Origin of the sequence: Enterococcus plantarum, assembly GCF_001730295.1 — a bacterium.
In the GTDB taxonomy this organism is placed as follows: Bacteria; Bacillota; Bacilli; order Lactobacillales; family Enterococcaceae; genus Enterococcus_L; species Enterococcus_L plantarum.
In genome coordinates this window covers 91,773-107,665 of the sequence record NZ_MIKA01000012.1, presented here as the reverse complement: position 1 = coordinate 107,665, position 15,893 = coordinate 91,773, and the positions used below count along the sequence as shown (strand labels likewise).

At 39.0% G+C, this 15,893-nt stretch carries 30 protein-coding genes; all 30 read left to right on the top strand.

Annotated elements, in window-relative coordinates; translation table 11 throughout:
- The first annotated feature begins 154 nt into the window (after positions 1-154).
- Positions 155-463 carry a 30S ribosomal protein S10 gene (gene rpsJ, locus BCR22_RS06065; RefSeq protein WP_002389727.1) on the top strand — a complete coding sequence of 103 codons (309 nt, stop codon included), beginning with the start codon at positions 155-157 and terminating at the stop codon, positions 461-463.
- Between the two features lie 24 nt (positions 464-487).
- Positions 488-1,117, top strand: a complete 630-nt coding sequence (gene rplC, locus BCR22_RS06060) for a 50S ribosomal protein L3 (RefSeq protein WP_010766222.1) — start codon at positions 488-490, stop codon at positions 1,115-1,117.
- A gap of 25 nt (positions 1,118-1,142) precedes the next feature.
- Positions 1,143-1,766, top strand: a complete 624-nt coding sequence (gene rplD / locus BCR22_RS06055; RefSeq protein ID WP_010761689.1) for a 50S ribosomal protein L4 — start codon at positions 1,143-1,145, stop codon at positions 1,764-1,766.
- Positions 1,766-2,056, top strand: a complete 291-nt coding sequence (rplW, locus tag BCR22_RS06050) for a 50S ribosomal protein L23 (RefSeq protein WP_010761688.1) — start codon at positions 1,766-1,768, stop codon at positions 2,054-2,056. Before rplD ends, rplW begins: the two co-directional genes overlap by 1 nt.
- Before the next feature lie 38 nt (positions 2,057-2,094).
- Entirely contained in the window at positions 2,095-2,925 is an 831-nt protein-coding gene (gene rplB / locus BCR22_RS06045) for a 50S ribosomal protein L2 (RefSeq protein ID WP_069654056.1), read from the top strand.
- 42 nt (positions 2,926-2,967) lie between these two features.
- Positions 2,968-3,246: a 30S ribosomal protein S19 gene (rpsS, locus tag BCR22_RS06040; protein WP_010761686.1), complete on the top strand. Its 279-nt coding sequence runs from the start codon at positions 2,968-2,970 to the stop codon at positions 3,244-3,246.
- A gap of 21 nt (positions 3,247-3,267) precedes the next feature.
- On the top strand, positions 3,268-3,615 hold the full coding sequence (gene rplV, locus BCR22_RS06035) for a 50S ribosomal protein L22 (RefSeq protein WP_010761685.1): 348 nt from the start codon (positions 3,268-3,270) through the stop codon (positions 3,613-3,615).
- 208 nt (positions 3,616-3,823) lie between these two features.
- On the top strand, positions 3,824-4,480 hold the full coding sequence (gene rpsC, locus BCR22_RS06030) for a 30S ribosomal protein S3 (RefSeq protein WP_010766221.1): 657 nt from the start codon (positions 3,824-3,826) through the stop codon (positions 4,478-4,480).
- 2 nt (positions 4,481-4,482) lie between these two features.
- Positions 4,483-4,917, top strand: coding sequence for a 50S ribosomal protein L16 (rplP, locus tag BCR22_RS06025; RefSeq protein WP_010761683.1), 435 nt, complete (start codon positions 4,483-4,485; stop codon positions 4,915-4,917).
- A complete protein-coding gene (rpmC, locus tag BCR22_RS06020) occupies positions 4,907-5,095 on the top strand; it encodes a 50S ribosomal protein L29 (RefSeq protein WP_010766220.1) in 189 nt (62 codons plus the stop codon). Before rplP ends, rpmC begins: the two co-directional genes overlap by 11 nt.
- A gap of 23 nt (positions 5,096-5,118) precedes the next feature.
- The gene (rpsQ, locus tag BCR22_RS06015) at positions 5,119-5,385 is read left to right on the top strand and encodes a 30S ribosomal protein S17 (RefSeq protein WP_010761681.1); all 267 of its coding nucleotides are present in this window, start codon (positions 5,119-5,121) and stop codon (positions 5,383-5,385) included.
- A gap of 59 nt (positions 5,386-5,444) precedes the next feature.
- Positions 5,445-5,813 (top strand): 50S ribosomal protein L14, encoded by a 369-nt coding sequence (gene rplN, locus BCR22_RS06010; protein ID WP_010761680.1) that lies wholly within the window; start codon positions 5,445-5,447, stop codon positions 5,811-5,813.
- Positions 5,814-5,847: 34 nt separating this feature from the next.
- Positions 5,848-6,156: a 50S ribosomal protein L24 gene (gene rplX, locus BCR22_RS06005; RefSeq protein ID WP_010761679.1), complete on the top strand. Its 309-nt coding sequence runs from the start codon at positions 5,848-5,850 to the stop codon at positions 6,154-6,156.
- Between the two features lie 26 nt (positions 6,157-6,182).
- Positions 6,183-6,722, top strand: a complete 540-nt coding sequence (gene rplE / locus BCR22_RS06000) for a 50S ribosomal protein L5 (protein WP_010770625.1) — start codon at positions 6,183-6,185, stop codon at positions 6,720-6,722.
- An 18-nt stretch (positions 6,723-6,740) separates the two neighbouring features.
- Positions 6,741-6,926, top strand: coding sequence for a type Z 30S ribosomal protein S14 (locus tag BCR22_RS05995; RefSeq protein WP_002356214.1), 186 nt, complete (start codon positions 6,741-6,743; stop codon positions 6,924-6,926).
- A 35-nt stretch (positions 6,927-6,961) separates the two neighbouring features.
- Positions 6,962-7,360 (top strand): 30S ribosomal protein S8, encoded by a 399-nt coding sequence (gene rpsH, locus BCR22_RS05990; protein WP_010761677.1) that lies wholly within the window; start codon positions 6,962-6,964, stop codon positions 7,358-7,360.
- Between the two features lie 31 nt (positions 7,361-7,391).
- On the top strand, positions 7,392-7,928 hold the full coding sequence (rplF, locus tag BCR22_RS05985) for a 50S ribosomal protein L6 (protein WP_069645935.1): 537 nt from the start codon (positions 7,392-7,394) through the stop codon (positions 7,926-7,928).
- Positions 7,929-8,024: 96 nt separating this feature from the next.
- Positions 8,025-8,381: a 50S ribosomal protein L18 gene (gene rplR / locus BCR22_RS05980; protein WP_010761675.1), complete on the top strand. Its 357-nt coding sequence runs from the start codon at positions 8,025-8,027 to the stop codon at positions 8,379-8,381.
- Positions 8,382-8,401: 20 nt separating this feature from the next.
- Positions 8,402-8,902: a 30S ribosomal protein S5 gene (gene rpsE / locus BCR22_RS05975; RefSeq protein WP_010761674.1), complete on the top strand. Its 501-nt coding sequence runs from the start codon at positions 8,402-8,404 to the stop codon at positions 8,900-8,902.
- 13 nt (positions 8,903-8,915) lie between these two features.
- Complete coding sequence (rpmD, locus tag BCR22_RS05970; RefSeq protein ID WP_010761673.1) at positions 8,916-9,095, top strand: 50S ribosomal protein L30; 180 nt, start codon at positions 8,916-8,918, stop codon at positions 9,093-9,095.
- 36 nt (positions 9,096-9,131) lie between these two features.
- A complete protein-coding gene (gene rplO / locus BCR22_RS05965; RefSeq protein WP_069635452.1) occupies positions 9,132-9,575 on the top strand; it encodes a 50S ribosomal protein L15 in 444 nt (147 codons plus the stop codon).
- On the top strand, positions 9,575-10,873 hold the full coding sequence (secY, locus tag BCR22_RS05960) for a preprotein translocase subunit SecY (protein WP_069654055.1): 1,299 nt from the start codon (positions 9,575-9,577) through the stop codon (positions 10,871-10,873). Before rplO ends, secY begins: the two co-directional genes overlap by 1 nt.
- 86 nt (positions 10,874-10,959) lie before the next feature.
- Positions 10,960-11,610 carry an adenylate kinase gene (locus BCR22_RS05955; protein ID WP_069654054.1) on the top strand — a complete coding sequence of 217 codons (651 nt, stop codon included), beginning with the start codon at positions 10,960-10,962 and terminating at the stop codon, positions 11,608-11,610.
- A gap of 193 nt (positions 11,611-11,803) precedes the next feature.
- Positions 11,804-12,022 carry a translation initiation factor IF-1 gene (gene infA / locus BCR22_RS05950; RefSeq protein WP_002356224.1) on the top strand — a complete coding sequence of 73 codons (219 nt, stop codon included), beginning with the start codon at positions 11,804-11,806 and terminating at the stop codon, positions 12,020-12,022.
- A 32-nt stretch (positions 12,023-12,054) separates the two neighbouring features.
- Complete coding sequence (gene rpmJ, locus BCR22_RS05945; RefSeq protein WP_002288710.1) at positions 12,055-12,171, top strand: 50S ribosomal protein L36; 117 nt, start codon at positions 12,055-12,057, stop codon at positions 12,169-12,171.
- Positions 12,172-12,189: 18 nt separating this feature from the next.
- Positions 12,190-12,555 carry a 30S ribosomal protein S13 gene (gene rpsM, locus BCR22_RS05940; protein ID WP_010766211.1) on the top strand — a complete coding sequence of 122 codons (366 nt, stop codon included), beginning with the start codon at positions 12,190-12,192 and terminating at the stop codon, positions 12,553-12,555.
- 27 nt (positions 12,556-12,582) lie between these two features.
- Complete coding sequence (gene rpsK, locus BCR22_RS05935) at positions 12,583-12,972, top strand: 30S ribosomal protein S11 (protein ID WP_010761668.1); 390 nt, start codon at positions 12,583-12,585, stop codon at positions 12,970-12,972.
- A gap of 80 nt (positions 12,973-13,052) precedes the next feature.
- On the top strand, positions 13,053-13,991 hold the full coding sequence (locus BCR22_RS05930) for a DNA-directed RNA polymerase subunit alpha (RefSeq protein ID WP_010761667.1): 939 nt from the start codon (positions 13,053-13,055) through the stop codon (positions 13,989-13,991).
- A gap of 27 nt (positions 13,992-14,018) precedes the next feature.
- Positions 14,019-14,402 carry a 50S ribosomal protein L17 gene (gene rplQ / locus BCR22_RS05925; protein ID WP_010761666.1) on the top strand — a complete coding sequence of 128 codons (384 nt, stop codon included), beginning with the start codon at positions 14,019-14,021 and terminating at the stop codon, positions 14,400-14,402.
- 288 nt (positions 14,403-14,690) lie between these two features.
- A complete protein-coding gene (locus BCR22_RS05920; RefSeq protein WP_069654053.1) occupies positions 14,691-15,890 on the top strand; it encodes a hypothetical protein in 1,200 nt (399 codons plus the stop codon).
- Positions 15,891-15,893 lie beyond the last annotated feature (3 nt).

Genomic DNA, 15,893 nt, shown 5'->3' with positions numbered 1-15,893 from the left:
AGAAGTGTAAAAGCATTGGTAAATCAAGCTTTTGATCTACCGGCTAAGAAACGAGAGGTTGCGACACGCCCGGACGCTTTGCCACGAACGAGCGTGACGGAAAAATTTTCGTGGAGCTATGTCTACTTTCAAAATAGGCGAAGGAGGGAACAAGATGGCAAAACAAAAAATTCGTATCCGTTTAAAAGCGTATGAACACCGTATTTTAGATCAATCAGCGGATAAAATTGTGGAAACAGCAAAAAGAACTGGAGCTGACGTGTCAGGACCAATTCCATTACCAACAGAACGCTCGCTTTACACAGTTATTCGTGCGACTCATAAATACAAAGATTCACGCGAACAATTCGAAATGCGTACGCACAAACGTCTAATCGACATTGTGAACCCAACACCAAAAACAGTTGATGCTTTAATGAAGCTTGACTTACCATCTGGTGTGAATATTGAAATCAAACTATAAAATCAAGATGATGGAGGTGTACTCATGACCAAAGGAATCTTAGGAAAAAAAGTGGGAATGACACAAATCTTTACTGAGTCTGGTGAATTAATTCCAGTAACAGTAGTTGAAGCTACGCCAAACGTAGTTTTACAAGTAAAAACTGTTGAGACTGACGGATACGAAGCTATCCAAATCGGTTACCAAGACAAACGTGAAGTATTAGCGAACAAACCTGCGAAAGGTCATGTTGCAAAAGCAAACACGGCTCCTAAGCGCTTCATTAAGGAATTCAAAAATGTTGAGCTAGGAGAATATGAAGTAGGTAAAGAAATTAAGGTAGATGTTTTCCAAGCAGGTGACATTATTGATGTTACAGGAACTTCGAAAGGTAAAGGATTCCAAGGCGTTATCAAACGTCACGGACAAAGCCGCGGACCAATGAGTCACGGTTCACGTTACCACCGTCGTCCTGGGTCAATGGGTCCAGTTGCACCTAACCGTGTATTTAAAAATAAAAAACTTGCCGGCCGTATGGGTGGTAACCGCGTAACAATTCAAAACCTTGAAATTGTTAAAGTGGACGCTGAAAGAAATGTAATCATGATTAAAGGTAACATTCCTGGAGCGAAAAAATCATTAATCACAATCAAATCAGCTGTGAAAGCTAAATAAGCGTAGGGAAAGGAGGAACTAAGGAATGCCGAATGTAGCATTATTTAAACAAGATGGAACTCAAAATGGCGAAATCACTTTAAACGAAGAGATTTTCGGAATCGAACCAAATGAAACAGTTGTCTACGATGCAATCATCATGCAACGTGCTTCATTAAGACAAGGTACACACTCAGTAAAACACCGCGGAGAAGTTCGTGGCGGCGGCCGTAAACCATGGCGTCAAAAAGGAACTGGTCGTGCTCGTCAAGGTTCAATTCGTTCACCACAATGGCGTGGAGGTGGCGTAGTCTTCGGACCAACACCGCGTTCTTACAGCTACAAACTTCCTAAAAAAGTTCGTCGTTTAGCAATGAAATCTGTATTATCAGATAAAGTTGCTGAAAACAATTTGGTAGCTGTTGAAGCTTTAGGCTTTGATGCACCAAAAACAAAAGAATTCAAACAAGTTCTAACAAACTTATCTATTGATGCGAAAGTATTAGTTGTTTTAGAAACTGGAAATGATTTTGCAGCTTTGTCTGCACGTAATCTACCAAACGTTTCTGTAGTAACTTCTGATAACGTAAGTGTTTTAGATATCGTTTCTAATACTAAAGTATTGGCAACACAAACTGCTCTTACTCAAATTGAGGAGGTGCTTGCATAATGAACTTACTAGACGTAATCAAACGCCCAGTGATCACTGAAAAATCCATGCTTGCTATGGACGAAAAGAAATACACTTTCGAAGTGGACACTCGCGCAAATAAAACTTTAGTAAAACAAGCTGTTGTAGCAGCATTTGATGTTAAAGTTAAAAACGTAAACATCATTAACGTGCGCCCTAAATTTAAACGTATGGGTAAACACGCTGGTTACACAAAAAAACGTCGCAAAGCTGTTGTGACATTAACAGATGATTCAAAAGAAATTCAAATTTTCGATGCTGCTGAATAAGCAGTCCATGTTAACTATTAAATGGGAGGGAAAAAGACGTGGCGATTAAAAAGTATAAACCTACCACAAATGGCCGTCGTAATATGACAGCATCTGATTTCGCTGAAATCACGACATCAACACCTGAAAAATCGTTGTTGGCGCCATTAAAAAACCATGCCGGTCGTAACAACAATGGTCGTATTACAGTTCGTCATCAAGGTGGCGGTCACAAACGTCAATACCGTATGATCGACTTCAAACGTAATAAAGATAACGTTGTAGCGGTTGTCAAAACGATTGAGTATGATCCAAACCGTTCTGCTAACATCGCGTTAGTACATTACGAAGATGGAATCAAAGCATACATTCTAGCACCAAAAGGATTGGAAGTAGGCATGCGCCTTGTTTCCGGTACTGAAGCAGATATTAAAGTAGGGAACGCATTACCATTGGAAAACATTCCAGTCGGTACTGTTGTCCACAACATTGAAATGAAACCTGGTAAAGGCGGTCAATTAATCCGTTCTGCTGGAACAAGTGCACAAGTACTTGGTAAAGAAGGCAAATATGTATTAATCCGTTTGAATTCAGGCGAAGTTCGTATGATCTTAGCAACTTGCCGTGCAACAGTTGGTTCTGTTGGGAACGAACAACACGAATTAATCAACATTGGTAAAGCAGGCCGCTCACGTTGGATGCGTAAACGCCCAACTGTACGTGGTAGCGTAATGAACCCGAACGATCACCCACACGGTGGTGGTGAAGGGAAACAACCGATCGGACGTAAAGCTCCAGTATCACCTTGGGGTCAACCTGCTATCGGCTTGAAAACTCGTAATAAAAAAGCTAAATCAGACAAACTTATCGTTCGTCGTCGTACTAAATAATTTTTTTGACCATGTGTCGTACATTTTGAGAGGAGGTTCACCATGGGTCGTAGTTTGAAAAAAGGACCTTTCGCTGATGAGCATTTAATGAAAAAAGTTGAAGCTCAACAAGGTGCCGAAAAGAAGAAAGTAATTAAAACTTGGTCTCGCCGTTCTACAATTTTTCCAACATTTGTTGGATTTACAATTGCCGTATATGATGGACGTAAACACGTTCCAGTATACATCCAAGAAGACATGGTAGGACATAAATTAGGTGAATTTGCACCAACTAGAACTTATCGTGGCCACGGAGCCGACGATAAGAAAACTAGACGTTAATTTTGAGGGGAGGAAATGCAAATGTCAGAACAAATTACATCAGCTAAGGCAACTGCAAAAACAGTTCGCACTTCACCTCGTAAAGCCCGTTTAGTAATCGATCTTATCAGAGGTAAAAGCGTTGCGGATGCAATTTCTATCTTGAAATTCATGCCAAACAAATCTGCTGGAATCATTGAAAAAGTTTTAATGTCAGCAGTTGCTAACGCAGAAAATAACTTTGACTTAGACGTTGAAAACTTAGTAGTATCTGAAGCATTTGTCAACGAAGGACCAACAATGAAACGCTTCCGTCCACGTGCAAAAGGTTCAGCATCACCAATCAATAAACGTACAAGTCATCTTACAGTAGTCGTATCAGAAAAATAATCTGTTTTTAAACAGACGTCACTTAATAAGAGGAGGAGCCTAGTACAAAGGTTATTAAGGGAAAAACGTTCCTTTTAGTCACCTTGTACTGTGCCACATCAGTTCTGCGAAGCAGTCACTGTGTGTTACAGCAATGGCTACCGGACCTCAAGATGAGACCTATTTATTAAAATAAATAGGTGTCAAAAGATAAGAGGAGGGACAATCAGTGGGTCAAAAAGTACATCCAATTGGAATGCGTGTAGGCATCATCCGCGACTGGGATGCAAAATGGTATGCTGAAAAAGAGTATGCTGAGTTCTTACACGAAGATTTAAGAATCCGTAAATTTATCGCGACAAAACTTGCTGATGCCGCTGTGTCTACAATTGAGATCGAGCGCGCTGCAAATCGTGTGAACATTTCAATCCACACAGCTAAACCAGGTATGGTTATCGGTAAAGGCGGATCTGAAGTCGAAAACCTAAGAAAATCATTAAATTCATTGACTGGTAAAAGAGTTCATATCAACATCATTGAAATCAAAAAACCAGATTTAGATGCAAAATTAGTAGGCGAAGGAATTGCACGTCAATTAGAAAACCGTGTTGCGTTCCGTCGTGCTCAAAAACAAGCGATCCAACGCACTATGCGTTCAGGCGCTAAAGGTATCAAAACACAAGTATCAGGTCGTTTAAACGGTGCTGATATTGCTCGTTCAGAAGGTTACTCTGAAGGTACAGTTCCACTTCACACTTTGCGTGCTGATATTGATTACGCATGGGAAGAAGCAGACACAACTTACGGAAAATTAGGAGTTAAAGTGTGGATTTACCGTGGAGAAATTCTTCCAACGAAAAAAAACACTGAGAAAGGAGGGAAATAATCATGTTAGTACCTAAACGTGTAAAACACCGTCGTGAATTTAGAGGTAAAATGCGTGGTGAAGCCAAAGGTGGAAAAGAAGTAACATTTGGTGAATGGGGCTTACAAGCAACTGAATCTCACTGGATTACTAACCGTCAAATCGAAGCTGCCCGTATTGCTATGACTCGTTATATGAAACGTGGCGGGAAAGTATGGATTAAAATTTTCCCTCACAAATCATACACAAGTAAAGCTATCGGTGTTCGTATGGGTAAAGGTAAAGGGGCTCCTGAAGGCTGGGTTTCACCAGTTAAACGTGGTAAAATCATGTTTGAAATCGCAGGCGTACCTGAAGAAGTAGCTCGTGAAGCTCTTCGTCTTGCATCCCACAAATTACCGGTGAAAACCAAAATTGTAAAACGTGAGGAAATGGGTGGTGAATCGAATGAAGGTTAAAGAAATCAGAGAATTAACCACTGCCGAAATGCTTGAAAAAGAAAAGCAATTCAAAGAAGAATTATTTAATCTTAGATTCCAACTAGCAACAGGTCAATTAGAAAACACTGCACGTATTAAAGAAGTACGTCAATCGATTGCACGCATCAAAACAGTATTGCGTGAACAAGCTAACTAATAGTGGAAGGAGGCCAAACGCGTATGACTGAAGAAAGAAATCAACGCAAAGTTTACCAAGGTCGTGTTGTTTCAGATAAGATGGATAAAACTATCACTGTTGTCGTAGAAACAAAGAAAAACCATCCTATTTATGGTAAACGTATGAAATATTCTAAGAAATATAAAGCTCATGATGAAAACAACACTGCAAAAGTTGGAGACATCGTAAGAATCATGGAAACTCGTCCATTATCAGCTACAAAACGTTTCCGTTTACTAGAGGTAGTCGAAGAAGCAGTTATTATCTAATAAAAACGAGATTTTCCTATATAGATTGAGACATAAAATCTGAAAGGGGGATACACATCGTGATCCAACAAGAAAGCCGATTAAAAGTCGCAGATAACTCAGGTGCTCGTGAAATCTTAACGATTAAAGTACTAGGTGGTTCTGGACGTAAAACTGCTAATATTGGTGACGTGATTGTTGCTACGGTTAAACATGCAACGCCAGGTGGGGTTGTCAAAAAAGGTGAAGTCGTAAAAGCCGTTATCGTTCGTACTAAATCAGGAGCTCGTCGTACAGACGGTTCATACATTAAATTTGATGAAAATGCTGCTGTAATCATTCGTGATGATAAGAGCCCGCGTGGAACTCGTATCTTCGGTCCTGTTGCACGTGAATTACGTGAAAACAACTTCATGAAGATCGTTTCTCTAGCACCAGAAGTATTATAATCAGGACACGTATCAAAGGAGGTGCGAAACAGTAATGTTTGTTAAAAAAGGCGATAAAGTGAAAATTATCACTGGTAAAGACAAAAATAAAGAAGGCGTTGTATTAGCAGCGTTTCCTAAAAAAGACAAAGTCATCGTTGAAGGTGTTAACATCATGAAAAAACACCAAAAACCAAATCAAGCAGCGCCGCAAGGCGGAATCCTAGAAGTCGAAGCGCCGATTCATGTTTCTAATGTAATGGTGATTGACGGAACAGGTGTAGCTGGTCGTGTAGGTTACAAAGAAGTCGATGGAAAAAAAGTCCGTGTTTCTAAAAAAACCGGTGAAGTCTTAGATAAATAGATTAAAAGGAAGGAGGGGCTTACTAAATGAACCGCCTGAAAGAAAAATATATTAAAGAAATTACTCCAGCATTAGTGGAAAAATTTAATTATAGTTCAGTTATGCAAACACCAAAAGTTGATAAGATCGTTATTAACATGGGTGTGGGTGACGCTGTTTCAAACGCAAAAAATTTAGATAAAGCAGTTGAAGAATTAGCATTGATCACAGGTCAAAAACCATTGATCACTAAAGCTAAGAAATCAATCGCTGGTTTCCGTCTACGTGAAGGCATGCCAATCGGTGCAAAAGTTACTTTACGCGGAGAAAGAATGTACGAATTTTTAGATAAATTAGTATCTGTTTCTCTACCTCGTGTACGTGACTTCCACGGAGTAAGCAAAAAAGCTTTTGACGGACGTGGTAACTATACTTTAGGTGTTAAAGAACAATTAATCTTCCCAGAAGTTGATTATGATTTAGTAGATAAAGTACGCGGTATGGACATCGTTATTGTAACGACAGCAAACACAGATGAAGAATCTCGTGAATTGTTGACACAATTAGGTATGCCATTCCAAAAATAATAAAAGGAGGCGAACTACGTGGCTAAAAAATCAATGATTGCTAAAAACAAACGCCCTGCAAAACATTCAACACAAGCATATACTCGTTGTGAACGTTGCGGACGTCCACATTCAGTTTATCGTAAATTTCATCTTTGCCGTATTTGCTTCCGCGAACTTGCCTATAAAGGTCAAATTCCCGGCGTGAAGAAAGCTAGCTGGTAAACAAGTAAACTCGCATAAAGGAGGTAAATAGTTCAATGGTCATGACAGATCCAATTGCAGATTTTTTAACGCGCATTCGTAATGCAAACATGGTTAAACATGAAAGCTTAGAAGTGCCTGCGTCAAAAATCAAACGTGATATCGCTGAAATCTTGAAACGTGAAGGTTTTGTACGCGATGTAGAATATATCGAAGATGACAAACAAGGCGTGATTCGTGTTTTCCTTAAATACGGTAAAAACGAAGAACGTGTTATCACAAACTTAAAACGTATCTCTAAACCAGGTTTACGTGCTTATGTCAAATCTGACGAAGTACCTAAAGTATTGAATGGTCTAGGAATCGCGATTATCTCTACTTCTGAAGGTGTTGTAACTGATAAAGAAGCAAGAGCAAAAAACATCGGCGGCGAAGTAATCGCCTACGTATGGTAATTTAAAAAAACACACAAGGAGGTGTCTCTAAGTGAGCCGTATTGGTAATAAAATCGTTGTACTTCCTGCTGGCGTTGAAGTCAAACAAGAAGGAAACAACATTACTGTAAAAGGACCTAAAGGTGAATTAACACGTGAATTCTCTTCTGATATCACGATGAATATCGAAGGAAACGAAGTAACATTCACTCGTCCAAACGATAGCAAAGACATGAAAACAATCCACGGAACAACTCGTGCAAACTTCAACAACATGGTTGTTGGTGTAAGTACAGGCTTTGAAAAAGGTCTTGAACTTATCGGGGTTGGGTACCGTGCTCAAATGCAAGGGACTAAATTAGTTCTTAACGTTGGGTATTCTCATCCAGTAGAAATCACACCACCAGCTGGTGTAACTGTAGAAGTACCTTCGAATACACAAGTAGTTGTAAAAGGCGCTAACAAAGAACACGTTGGTGAATTAGCAGCAAATATTCGTGGTACTCGTCCTCCAGAACCTTATAAAGGCAAAGGAATCCGTTATGTTGGCGAATTCGTACGTCGTAAAGAAGGTAAAACTGGTAAATAATAGCAGCTTGAGAGTTATTTTTCAATTCAGTTTGAAAAATAACGATCCGTTGTCTATCGCAGCTTAATAGCTAGCAAATATAAAGAGGTGACAATTGTGATTACAAAACCAGACAAAAACAAAACACGTCAAAAGAGACATCGTCGTGTACGTAACAAAATCTCTGGTACTGCTGAGTGCCCACGCTTGAACGTATTCCGTTCTAACAAAAACATCTACGCGCAAATCATTGATGACGTAGCGGGTGTAACGCTAGCAAGTGCCTCTGCCTTAGATAAAGAGATTTCAGGTGGAAACAAAACAGAAACAGCCGCAGCTGTTGGTAAATTAATCGCTGAACGTGCCGCTGAAAAAGGCGTTAAAGTAGTAGTCTTTGACCGTGGTGGATACCTTTACCATGGCCGCGTGCAAGCTTTAGCTGAAGCAGCGCGTGAAAATGGACTAGAATTTTAGGAGAAGGAGGAACACCATTCATGGTTTATATTGATCCAAAACACTTGGAATTAGAAGACCGCGTGGTTTCTATCAACCGTGTAACGAAAGTTGTTAAAGGTGGACGTCGTCTACGCTTTGCAGCACTAGTTGTTGTGGGAGATAAAAACGGTCACGTTGGCTTTGGGACTGGTAAAGCACAAGAAGTGCCAGAAGCAATCCGTAAAGCAATCGAAGACGCGAAGAAAAACTTAGTTGAAGTGCCTATGGTTGGTTCTAGTATCCCTCACGAAGTGATCGGGGTATTTGGTGGTGGCCGTATCCTTATGAAACCTGCAGTAGAAGGTTCTGGGGTAGCCGCTGGTGGACCAGTTCGTGCCGTATTGGAATTAGCTGGTGTAGCAGATATTACATCAAAATCATTAGGTTCAAATACACCAATCAACGTTGTTCGCGCAACAGTTGAAGGGTTAAAACAATTAAAACGTGCCGAAGAAGTGGCAGCACTTCGTGGTAAATCTGTAGAAGAAATCTTAGGATAAGGAGGACAAAATAATGGCTGAATTAAAAGTAACTTTAAAACGCAGCGTTATCGGACGTCCTCAAAACCAAAAAGATACAGTTAAAGCATTAGGTTTAGGTAAACTAAACAGCTCTGTTGTGAAACCTGCGAACGAAGCAATCAAAGGTATGATCAACACTGTGTCACATTTAGTGGACGTTGAAGAAGTTTAATTTACAATAGTACATTGTTAAGGAGGTGCCAAACCAATGAAACTTCATGAATTGAAACCTGCTGAAGGTTCACGCCAAGTACGTAACCGTGTTGGACGTGGTACTTCATCTGGTAATGGTAAAACTGCCGGCCGTGGACAAAAAGGGCAAAAAGCTCGTTCAGGCGGTGGTGTAAGACTAGGATTTGAAGGGGGTCAAACTCCATTATTCCGTCGTTTACCAAAACGTGGCTTCACGAACATTAACCGTAAAGATTATGCAGTCATCAACCTAGATGTCTTAAATCGTTTCGAAGATGGAACTGAAGTAACACCTGCTGGATTGATCGAAGCTGGAATCGTGAAAAACGAAAAAGCTGGGATCAAAGTTCTTGCTAATGGTGAACTAACAACTAAAAAATTAACTGTGAAAGCAGCTAAATTCTCTAAAGCAGCAGAAGAAGCAATTGTTGCAGCTGGTGGAACAATCGAGGTGATCTAATGTTTAAACTATTAAAAGACGCTTTTAAAGTCAAAGACATTAGATCAAAAATTTTGTTTACTGTATTCATTCTTTTTGTATTTCGTTTAGGTGCGCATATAACTGTACCAGGCGTAAATGCAAAAGGTTTGCAAGACTTAAGCAATTTGCCATTTTTAAATATGTTGAATATGGTCAGTGGTAGTGCGATGCAAAATTTCTCCATCTTCTCGATGGGGGTTTCGCCTTATATTACAGCATCGATCATCATTCAATTATTACAAATGGATATCGTACCAAAATTCGTAGAATGGTCTAAGCAAGGTGAAGTTGGACGTAAGAAATTGAATCAAGCAACAAGGTATCTAACGATTGTCTTGGGTATTGCTCAATCTATTGGGATTACTGCTGGATTTCAACAATTAAGTTCAGTTGGGATCGTAAAAAATCCTAACATCAGCACGTTTGTGATGATTTCTGTCATTTTAACTGGTGGAACAATGTTTGTTACGTGGTTAGGAGAGCAAATTACTGAAAAAGGAATCGGTAATGGGGTTTCAATGATTATTTTCGCCGGGATTATTTCTCGGGTACCAGAAGGTATCAAAGAAATCGTTGACGATTACTTTATCAATATTGAATCTTCTAGAATTTGGCAATCTGCTATTTTTATTGCAATTTTAATTATTGCAATTTTGGTTATCGTTACATTAGTAACGTTTTTCCAGCAAGCAGAACGAAAAATTCCAATCCAATATACAAAACGTGTTTCAGGTGCGCCGACTAGTAGTTATTTACCGTTAAAAGTAAATGCTGCGGGGGTTATCCCAGTTATTTTTGCCAGTTCATTGATTGCAACGCCGAATGCTGTTTTACAAGCCTTTTCTAAGAGTTATTCTGGTGAAGGTTGGTATGATGTAATGACACAAATTTTTAGTTACAATACCGTTCCAGGTGCAATTATTTATACTGTACTGATCGTTGCTTTCACATTCTTCTATGCTTTTGTTCAAGTTAACCCTGAGAAATTAGCGGAAAACTTGCAAAAACAAGGAAGTTATATTCCAAGTGTACGACCAGGTAAAGGGACAGAAGAATATATTTCTGGAATGTTAATGAGACTAAGTGTTGTCGGTTCGATATTCCTAGGCCTAGTTGCGCTATTGCCAATCATTGCTCAAATGATCTGGAAATTACCGCAGTCTATCGGTCTTGGGGGAACGAGCTTACTGATTGTGATAGGTGTTGCATTAGAAACAGCGAAACAATTAGAAGGTTTAATGTTGAAACGTCAATATGTTGGCTTTATCAATAAGTAAGAGTCGTGTGTTGAGGGATTGCCTCAGCACCATTCTCTTTCTGGGCTAGCTTCAAAAGCCAGCCTTTAAAATTAGGAGGAAATGAAATGAACCTCATTTTAATGGGACTGCCTGGGGCAGGCAAAGGTACTCAAGCAGAACAGATCGTGGATACTTATGGTATTCCTCATATTTCTACAGGAGATATGTTCCGTGCTGCTATGAAAAACGAAACTGCTCTTGGCTTAGAAGCGAAATCTTATATCGATAAAGGTGCTTTGGTTCCAGACGATGTAACGAATGGAATTGTCAAAGAACGTTTGGCAGAACCTGATACTGATAAAGGTTTTTTATTAGATGGTTTTCCACGTACTTTGGATCAAGCAGAAGCATTAGATAAAATGTTAGTAGAATTAAATAAAAAAATTGATGCTGTCATCGACATCCATGTTGAAGAGGAAATTTTAGTTGAACGCTTAGCAGGACGGTTTATCTGCCGTTCATGTGGAGCAACTTACCATAAAATCTTCAATCCTCCTACTGTGGAAGGGACATGTGATCGTTGCGGCGGACATGAATTTTATCAAAGAGAAGATGATAAGCCTGAAACGGTCAAAAACCGTCTGGCAGTCAACATCAAAAGCAGTGCACCAATTTTAGACTTTTATAAGGCTAAAAATGTATTGCATACAATAGATGGGAATCGCGAGATCGATACTGTTTTTTCAGAAGTGAAAGAAATCATTGAAAAAAAATAGTTTTCTGAATTGCCGCAAACTTACCATTTTGTTTGATACAGATTCTCTTGCCAAATAGAATAGTTTATGATAGAATGTATCAGTCCGACTTCTACCTTTTTGTGGAAGCTTAATTGAAAATTCTAGGTGGGAGCTGAAGTTTCCGCCATTTTATCGTGTGAAAATGCGAAACAAGTACAAGGAGGTACTGTGCGTGGCTAAAGAAGATATGATTGAAGTCGAAGGTACAGTCGTCGAAACTTTGCCGAATGCAATGTTTAAAGTTGAACTAGAAAATGGACACCAAGTTCTTGCTACTGTTTCCGGTAAGATCCGTATGCACTACATTCGAATTTTACCTGGAGATAAAGTAACTGTAGAGTTATCTCCATATGATTTAACTCGTGGTCGAATCACTTATCGCTTTAAATAATTGTACTCCGTAAAATTCAGGGAGGTATTATCATGAAAGTAAGACCATCAGTAAAACCAATGTGTGAACATTGTAAAGTAATTCGCCGTAAAGGACGTGTTATGGTCATTTGCCCAGCAAATCCAAAACATAAACAACGTCAAGGATAATAGGAGGTGTAACGTAGAATGGCTCGTATTGCAGGAGTAGACATCCCTCGTGATAAACGTGTAGTAATTTCCCTTACTTATATTTTTGGTATTGGTAACACTACAGCTAAAAAAGTTTTAGCAAACGTTGGCGTATCTGAAGATATTCGTGTTCGCGATTTAACGAACGAACAAACAGATGCTATCCGTGCGGAAATTGATAAGTTAAAAATTGAAGGTGATCTTCGTCGTGAAGTGAACTTGAACATCAAACGCTTGATGGAAATCGGTTCATACCGTGGAATCCGTCACCGTCGTGGATTACCAACTCGTGGACAAAACACGAAAAACAATGCACGTACTCGTAAAGGCCCAGCTCGTACTGTAGCAGGCAAGAAAAAATAATTCCTAAGTGAAGGAGGTTAGATCCTCATGGCAGCAAAAAAAGTTAGTCGTAAACGCCGTGTGAAAAAGAATATAGAAACTGGGATTGCACATATCCATTCTACATTCAATAATACAATTGTAATGATCACTGACAGTCATGGTAATGCATTAGCATGGTCATCTGCAGGTTCATTAGGTTTTAAAGGAAGCAAAAAATCAACACCGTTTGCAGCTCAAATGGCAGCAGAAGCTGCAACTAAAGCAGCACAAGAACACGGACTTAAAACTGTTGATGTAACAGTTAAAGGACCTGGTTCTGGACGTGAAGCAGCTATTCGTTCATTGCAAGCAACAGGTTTAGAAGTGACTGCAATTCGTGACGTGACTCCAGTTCCTCATAATGGATGCCGCCCTCCAAAACGCCGTCGTGTTTAATGAGTGCCACTCATTCTGAGTTTGAATTAAGAACGTCATTGAACAAGACACTTTTCGTTTTGAAAGGGGTATAGATAAGAATGATTGAATTTGAAAAACCAAGAATCGAAAAAATTGATGAGAATAGAGATTATGGCAAGTTCGTCGTTGAACCACTGGAAAGAGGTTACGGGACTACTTTAGGCAATTCTCTACGTCGTATTTTATTATCTTCTTTACCGGGAGCTGCTATTACCAATATTCAAATCGATGGTGTGTTGCACGAATTCTCTACCATTAAAGGTGTAAGAGAAGATGTAACTCAAATTATCTTGAATATCAAAGGGTTAGCATTAAAGCTTTATGCAGAAGAAGAAAAAACCCTTGAGATCGATATTACAGGACCTGCTACAGTAACTGCTGGCGATATTATCGTTGACAGCGATGTTGAGATCTTGAATAAAGATTTAATTATCTGTAGTGTCTCTGAAGGAGCTACTTTCCATGCTCGCTTAACAGTGAAACCTGGTCGTGGCTATGTTCAAGCAGACGAGAACAAAAAGGAAGATATGCCAATTGGTGTTCTACCTGTTGATTCCATCTATACACCAGTTCGTCGTGTAAACTACCAAGTAGAAAACACTCGTGTTGGTCGTCGTGATGACTTCGACAAATTAACAATGGAAATATGGACTGATGGTTCAATCATTCCTCAAGAAGCCCTTAGCTTAGCTGCTAAGATTATGACGGAGCATTTAGACATCTTTGTTAACCTTACTGATGAAGCGAAAAACGCTGAAATCATGGTTGAAAAAGAAGAAACACAAAAAGAAAAAATGCTAGAAATGACCATCGAAGAACTAGACTTGTCTGTTCGTTCATACAATTGTTTAAAACGTGCAGGTATTAACACTGTACAAGAACTTACAAATAAATCTGAACCAGAAATGATCAAAGTACGTAATTTAGGTCGTAAATCTCTTGAAGAGGTTAAACTAAAACTACATGATTTAGGTTTAGGCTTACGTAAAGACGATTAATACTTTTTACGAAGGAGGAAAACCAACGTGGGTTATCGTAAATTAGGACGCACATCAAGCCAACGTAAGGCAATGTTGCGTGACTTAACTACTGATTTAATTATCAACGAACGTATCGTTACGACTGAAGCTCGTGCGAAAGAAATTCGTTCAACTACAGAAAAAATGATTACTTTAGGCAAACGCGGAGATCTTCATGCTCGTCGTCAAGCAGCTACTTTTGTACGAAACGAAGTTGCTAGTGTACGTGAAGAAGATGAAAAAATCGTTGTTGAATCAGCTTTACAAAAGTTATTCAATGATCTTGCACCTCGTTACGCTGAACGCCAAGGTGGTTACACTCGTATCTTGAAGACAGAACCAAGACGCGGAGATGCAGCACCAATGGTAATTATCGAATTTGTTAAATAATCAAACTATACCGTCACTTTATAGATGATTCTTTTAGAGTGTTATGATGTTGGAGGCGACTCCTAGTCTAGCTCAACGCTTTCCCTGCCAGACTTGATTTGGCAGGGAAGCACTCATCATAGTATAAGGTGTATTTTTTTGTCCTAAGAATTTTTCTTAGGACTTTTTTGCATAAGGATAAATTCAATAATATTTGTTATGTTATTGCATCTAAGTGTAATCTTTAGTATACTTTCGTTAGTCGGAATTTTCAGACAAAATAAATGAGCTATAAAAAGGGGGAGTAATATGGCACAAATGACAGCTTTTACGCTATTGATGGCCATTTTGTATATTGGGGATGTTGTCTCAATCAAAACCAAAGCATGGGTTTCATCTGTTTTTATCTGTGCAGTATTATTTATTATTGGTTACTGGACATTTTTTCCAGAAAATATCGTTGAGATTGCGGGAATTCCACCAGTCGTTGCAACATTATTGATGTATTTGTTAATTACGAATATGGGAACATTATTATCAATCAAGGAACTAGCAAATCAATGGAAAACAATCGTAATCACATTTTCAGGAATTGTAGGAATTGTTGTATTATTATTAACAGTGGGTTCATTGTTTTTCGATTTTAAAACGGTTCTAGTTGCTGTTCCACCACTCGTTGGAGGGATCGTATCCTCACTGATCATGTCAGAAGCGGCGCAATCAGCCGGTCTAACCTCATTATCAGTATTAGCTATTTTGATTTATGTGATGCAAGGATTTGCAGGTTATCCGTTAACGTCGATCATGTTGAAAAAAGAAGGAAAACGAATGCTTGAAAAATACCGCAGTGGGGAATGGACACCGGTTCATGAACAAGAGAATGAAGCGTCTGAAACAGATGAAGGTACACCTAAGATGTTTACCAAGGTTCCTAAAAAATACCATACAGATTTTTCACGAATCTTTCGTTTGGCGATCGTGACTTTAATTGCGTATTACGTTTCAGTTTGGTGTGCACCTTTTGTAACAATTAGCCCGTTTGTTTTATGCTTATTCTTAGGTGTTGTGGCATCTACATTAGGCTTTTTGGAAAAACAACCATTGAAAAAAGCGAATAGCTTTGGTTTTGCTATTTTGGGATTAATGCTTTTTATTTTTGATGGCTTAAAAAAAGCAACACCAGAAATGCTAGAGGAATTATTATTACCGATGGTGGGTATTATTGTGATCGGTGTGATAGGGATGTATGTCTTTTCTGCAATTGTCGGGAAGTTTTTAGGGGTGAGTAAAGAAATGGCTTTTGCAGTCTCATTAACTGCTTTATATGGCTTTCCAGCAGATTACATTATCACCAATGAAGTTATTCAGTCATTAACCGAAGATGAAAAGGAAAAAGAAGCATTGACAAGTCATATGATGCCACCGATGTTAGTCGCTGGATTTATAACAGTTACGATTGTTTCGGTTGTGTTAGCAGGTATCTTTTCGAGTATTTTATTAAGTCTATAGAAA

Coding starts and splice junctions, on each gene's coding strand:
- rpmJ (WP_002288710.1), top strand. CDS start 12,055: ATGAAAGTAAGACCATCAGTAAAACCAATGTGTGAACATTGTAAAGTA.
- rpmC (WP_010766220.1), top strand. CDS start 4,907: ATGAAGGTTAAAGAAATCAGAGAATTAACCACTGCCGAAATGCTTGAA.
- rplX (WP_010761679.1), top strand. CDS start 5,848: ATGTTTGTTAAAAAAGGCGATAAAGTGAAAATTATCACTGGTAAAGAC.
- BCR22_RS05920 (WP_069654053.1), top strand. CDS start 14,691: ATGGCACAAATGACAGCTTTTACGCTATTGATGGCCATTTTGTATATT.
- rpsK (WP_010761668.1), top strand. CDS start 12,583: ATGGCAGCAAAAAAAGTTAGTCGTAAACGCCGTGTGAAAAAGAATATA.
- rpsE (WP_010761674.1), top strand. CDS start 8,402: ATGGTTTATATTGATCCAAAACACTTGGAATTAGAAGACCGCGTGGTT.
- rpsH (WP_010761677.1), top strand. CDS start 6,962: ATGGTCATGACAGATCCAATTGCAGATTTTTTAACGCGCATTCGTAAT.
- rplC (WP_010766222.1), top strand. CDS start 488: ATGACCAAAGGAATCTTAGGAAAAAAAGTGGGAATGACACAAATCTTT.
- rpsQ (WP_010761681.1), top strand. CDS start 5,119: ATGACTGAAGAAAGAAATCAACGCAAAGTTTACCAAGGTCGTGTTGTT.
- rplO (WP_069635452.1), top strand. CDS start 9,132: ATGAAACTTCATGAATTGAAACCTGCTGAAGGTTCACGCCAAGTACGT.
- BCR22_RS05955 (WP_069654054.1), top strand. CDS start 10,960: ATGAACCTCATTTTAATGGGACTGCCTGGGGCAGGCAAAGGTACTCAA.
- rpsJ (WP_002389727.1), top strand. CDS start 155: ATGGCAAAACAAAAAATTCGTATCCGTTTAAAAGCGTATGAACACCGT.
- rplE (WP_010770625.1), top strand. CDS start 6,183: ATGAACCGCCTGAAAGAAAAATATATTAAAGAAATTACTCCAGCATTA.
- BCR22_RS05930 (WP_010761667.1), top strand. CDS start 13,053: ATGATTGAATTTGAAAAACCAAGAATCGAAAAAATTGATGAGAATAGA.
- rpsM (WP_010766211.1), top strand. CDS start 12,190: ATGGCTCGTATTGCAGGAGTAGACATCCCTCGTGATAAACGTGTAGTA.
- rpmD (WP_010761673.1), top strand. CDS start 8,916: ATGGCTGAATTAAAAGTAACTTTAAAACGCAGCGTTATCGGACGTCCT.
- rplV (WP_010761685.1), top strand. CDS start 3,268: ATGTCAGAACAAATTACATCAGCTAAGGCAACTGCAAAAACAGTTCGC.
- secY (WP_069654055.1), top strand. CDS start 9,575: ATGTTTAAACTATTAAAAGACGCTTTTAAAGTCAAAGACATTAGATCA.
- rplD (WP_010761689.1), top strand. CDS start 1,143: ATGCCGAATGTAGCATTATTTAAACAAGATGGAACTCAAAATGGCGAA.
- rplW (WP_010761688.1), top strand. CDS start 1,766: ATGAACTTACTAGACGTAATCAAACGCCCAGTGATCACTGAAAAATCC.
- rplP (WP_010761683.1), top strand. CDS start 4,483: ATGTTAGTACCTAAACGTGTAAAACACCGTCGTGAATTTAGAGGTAAA.
- rpsS (WP_010761686.1), top strand. CDS start 2,968: ATGGGTCGTAGTTTGAAAAAAGGACCTTTCGCTGATGAGCATTTAATG.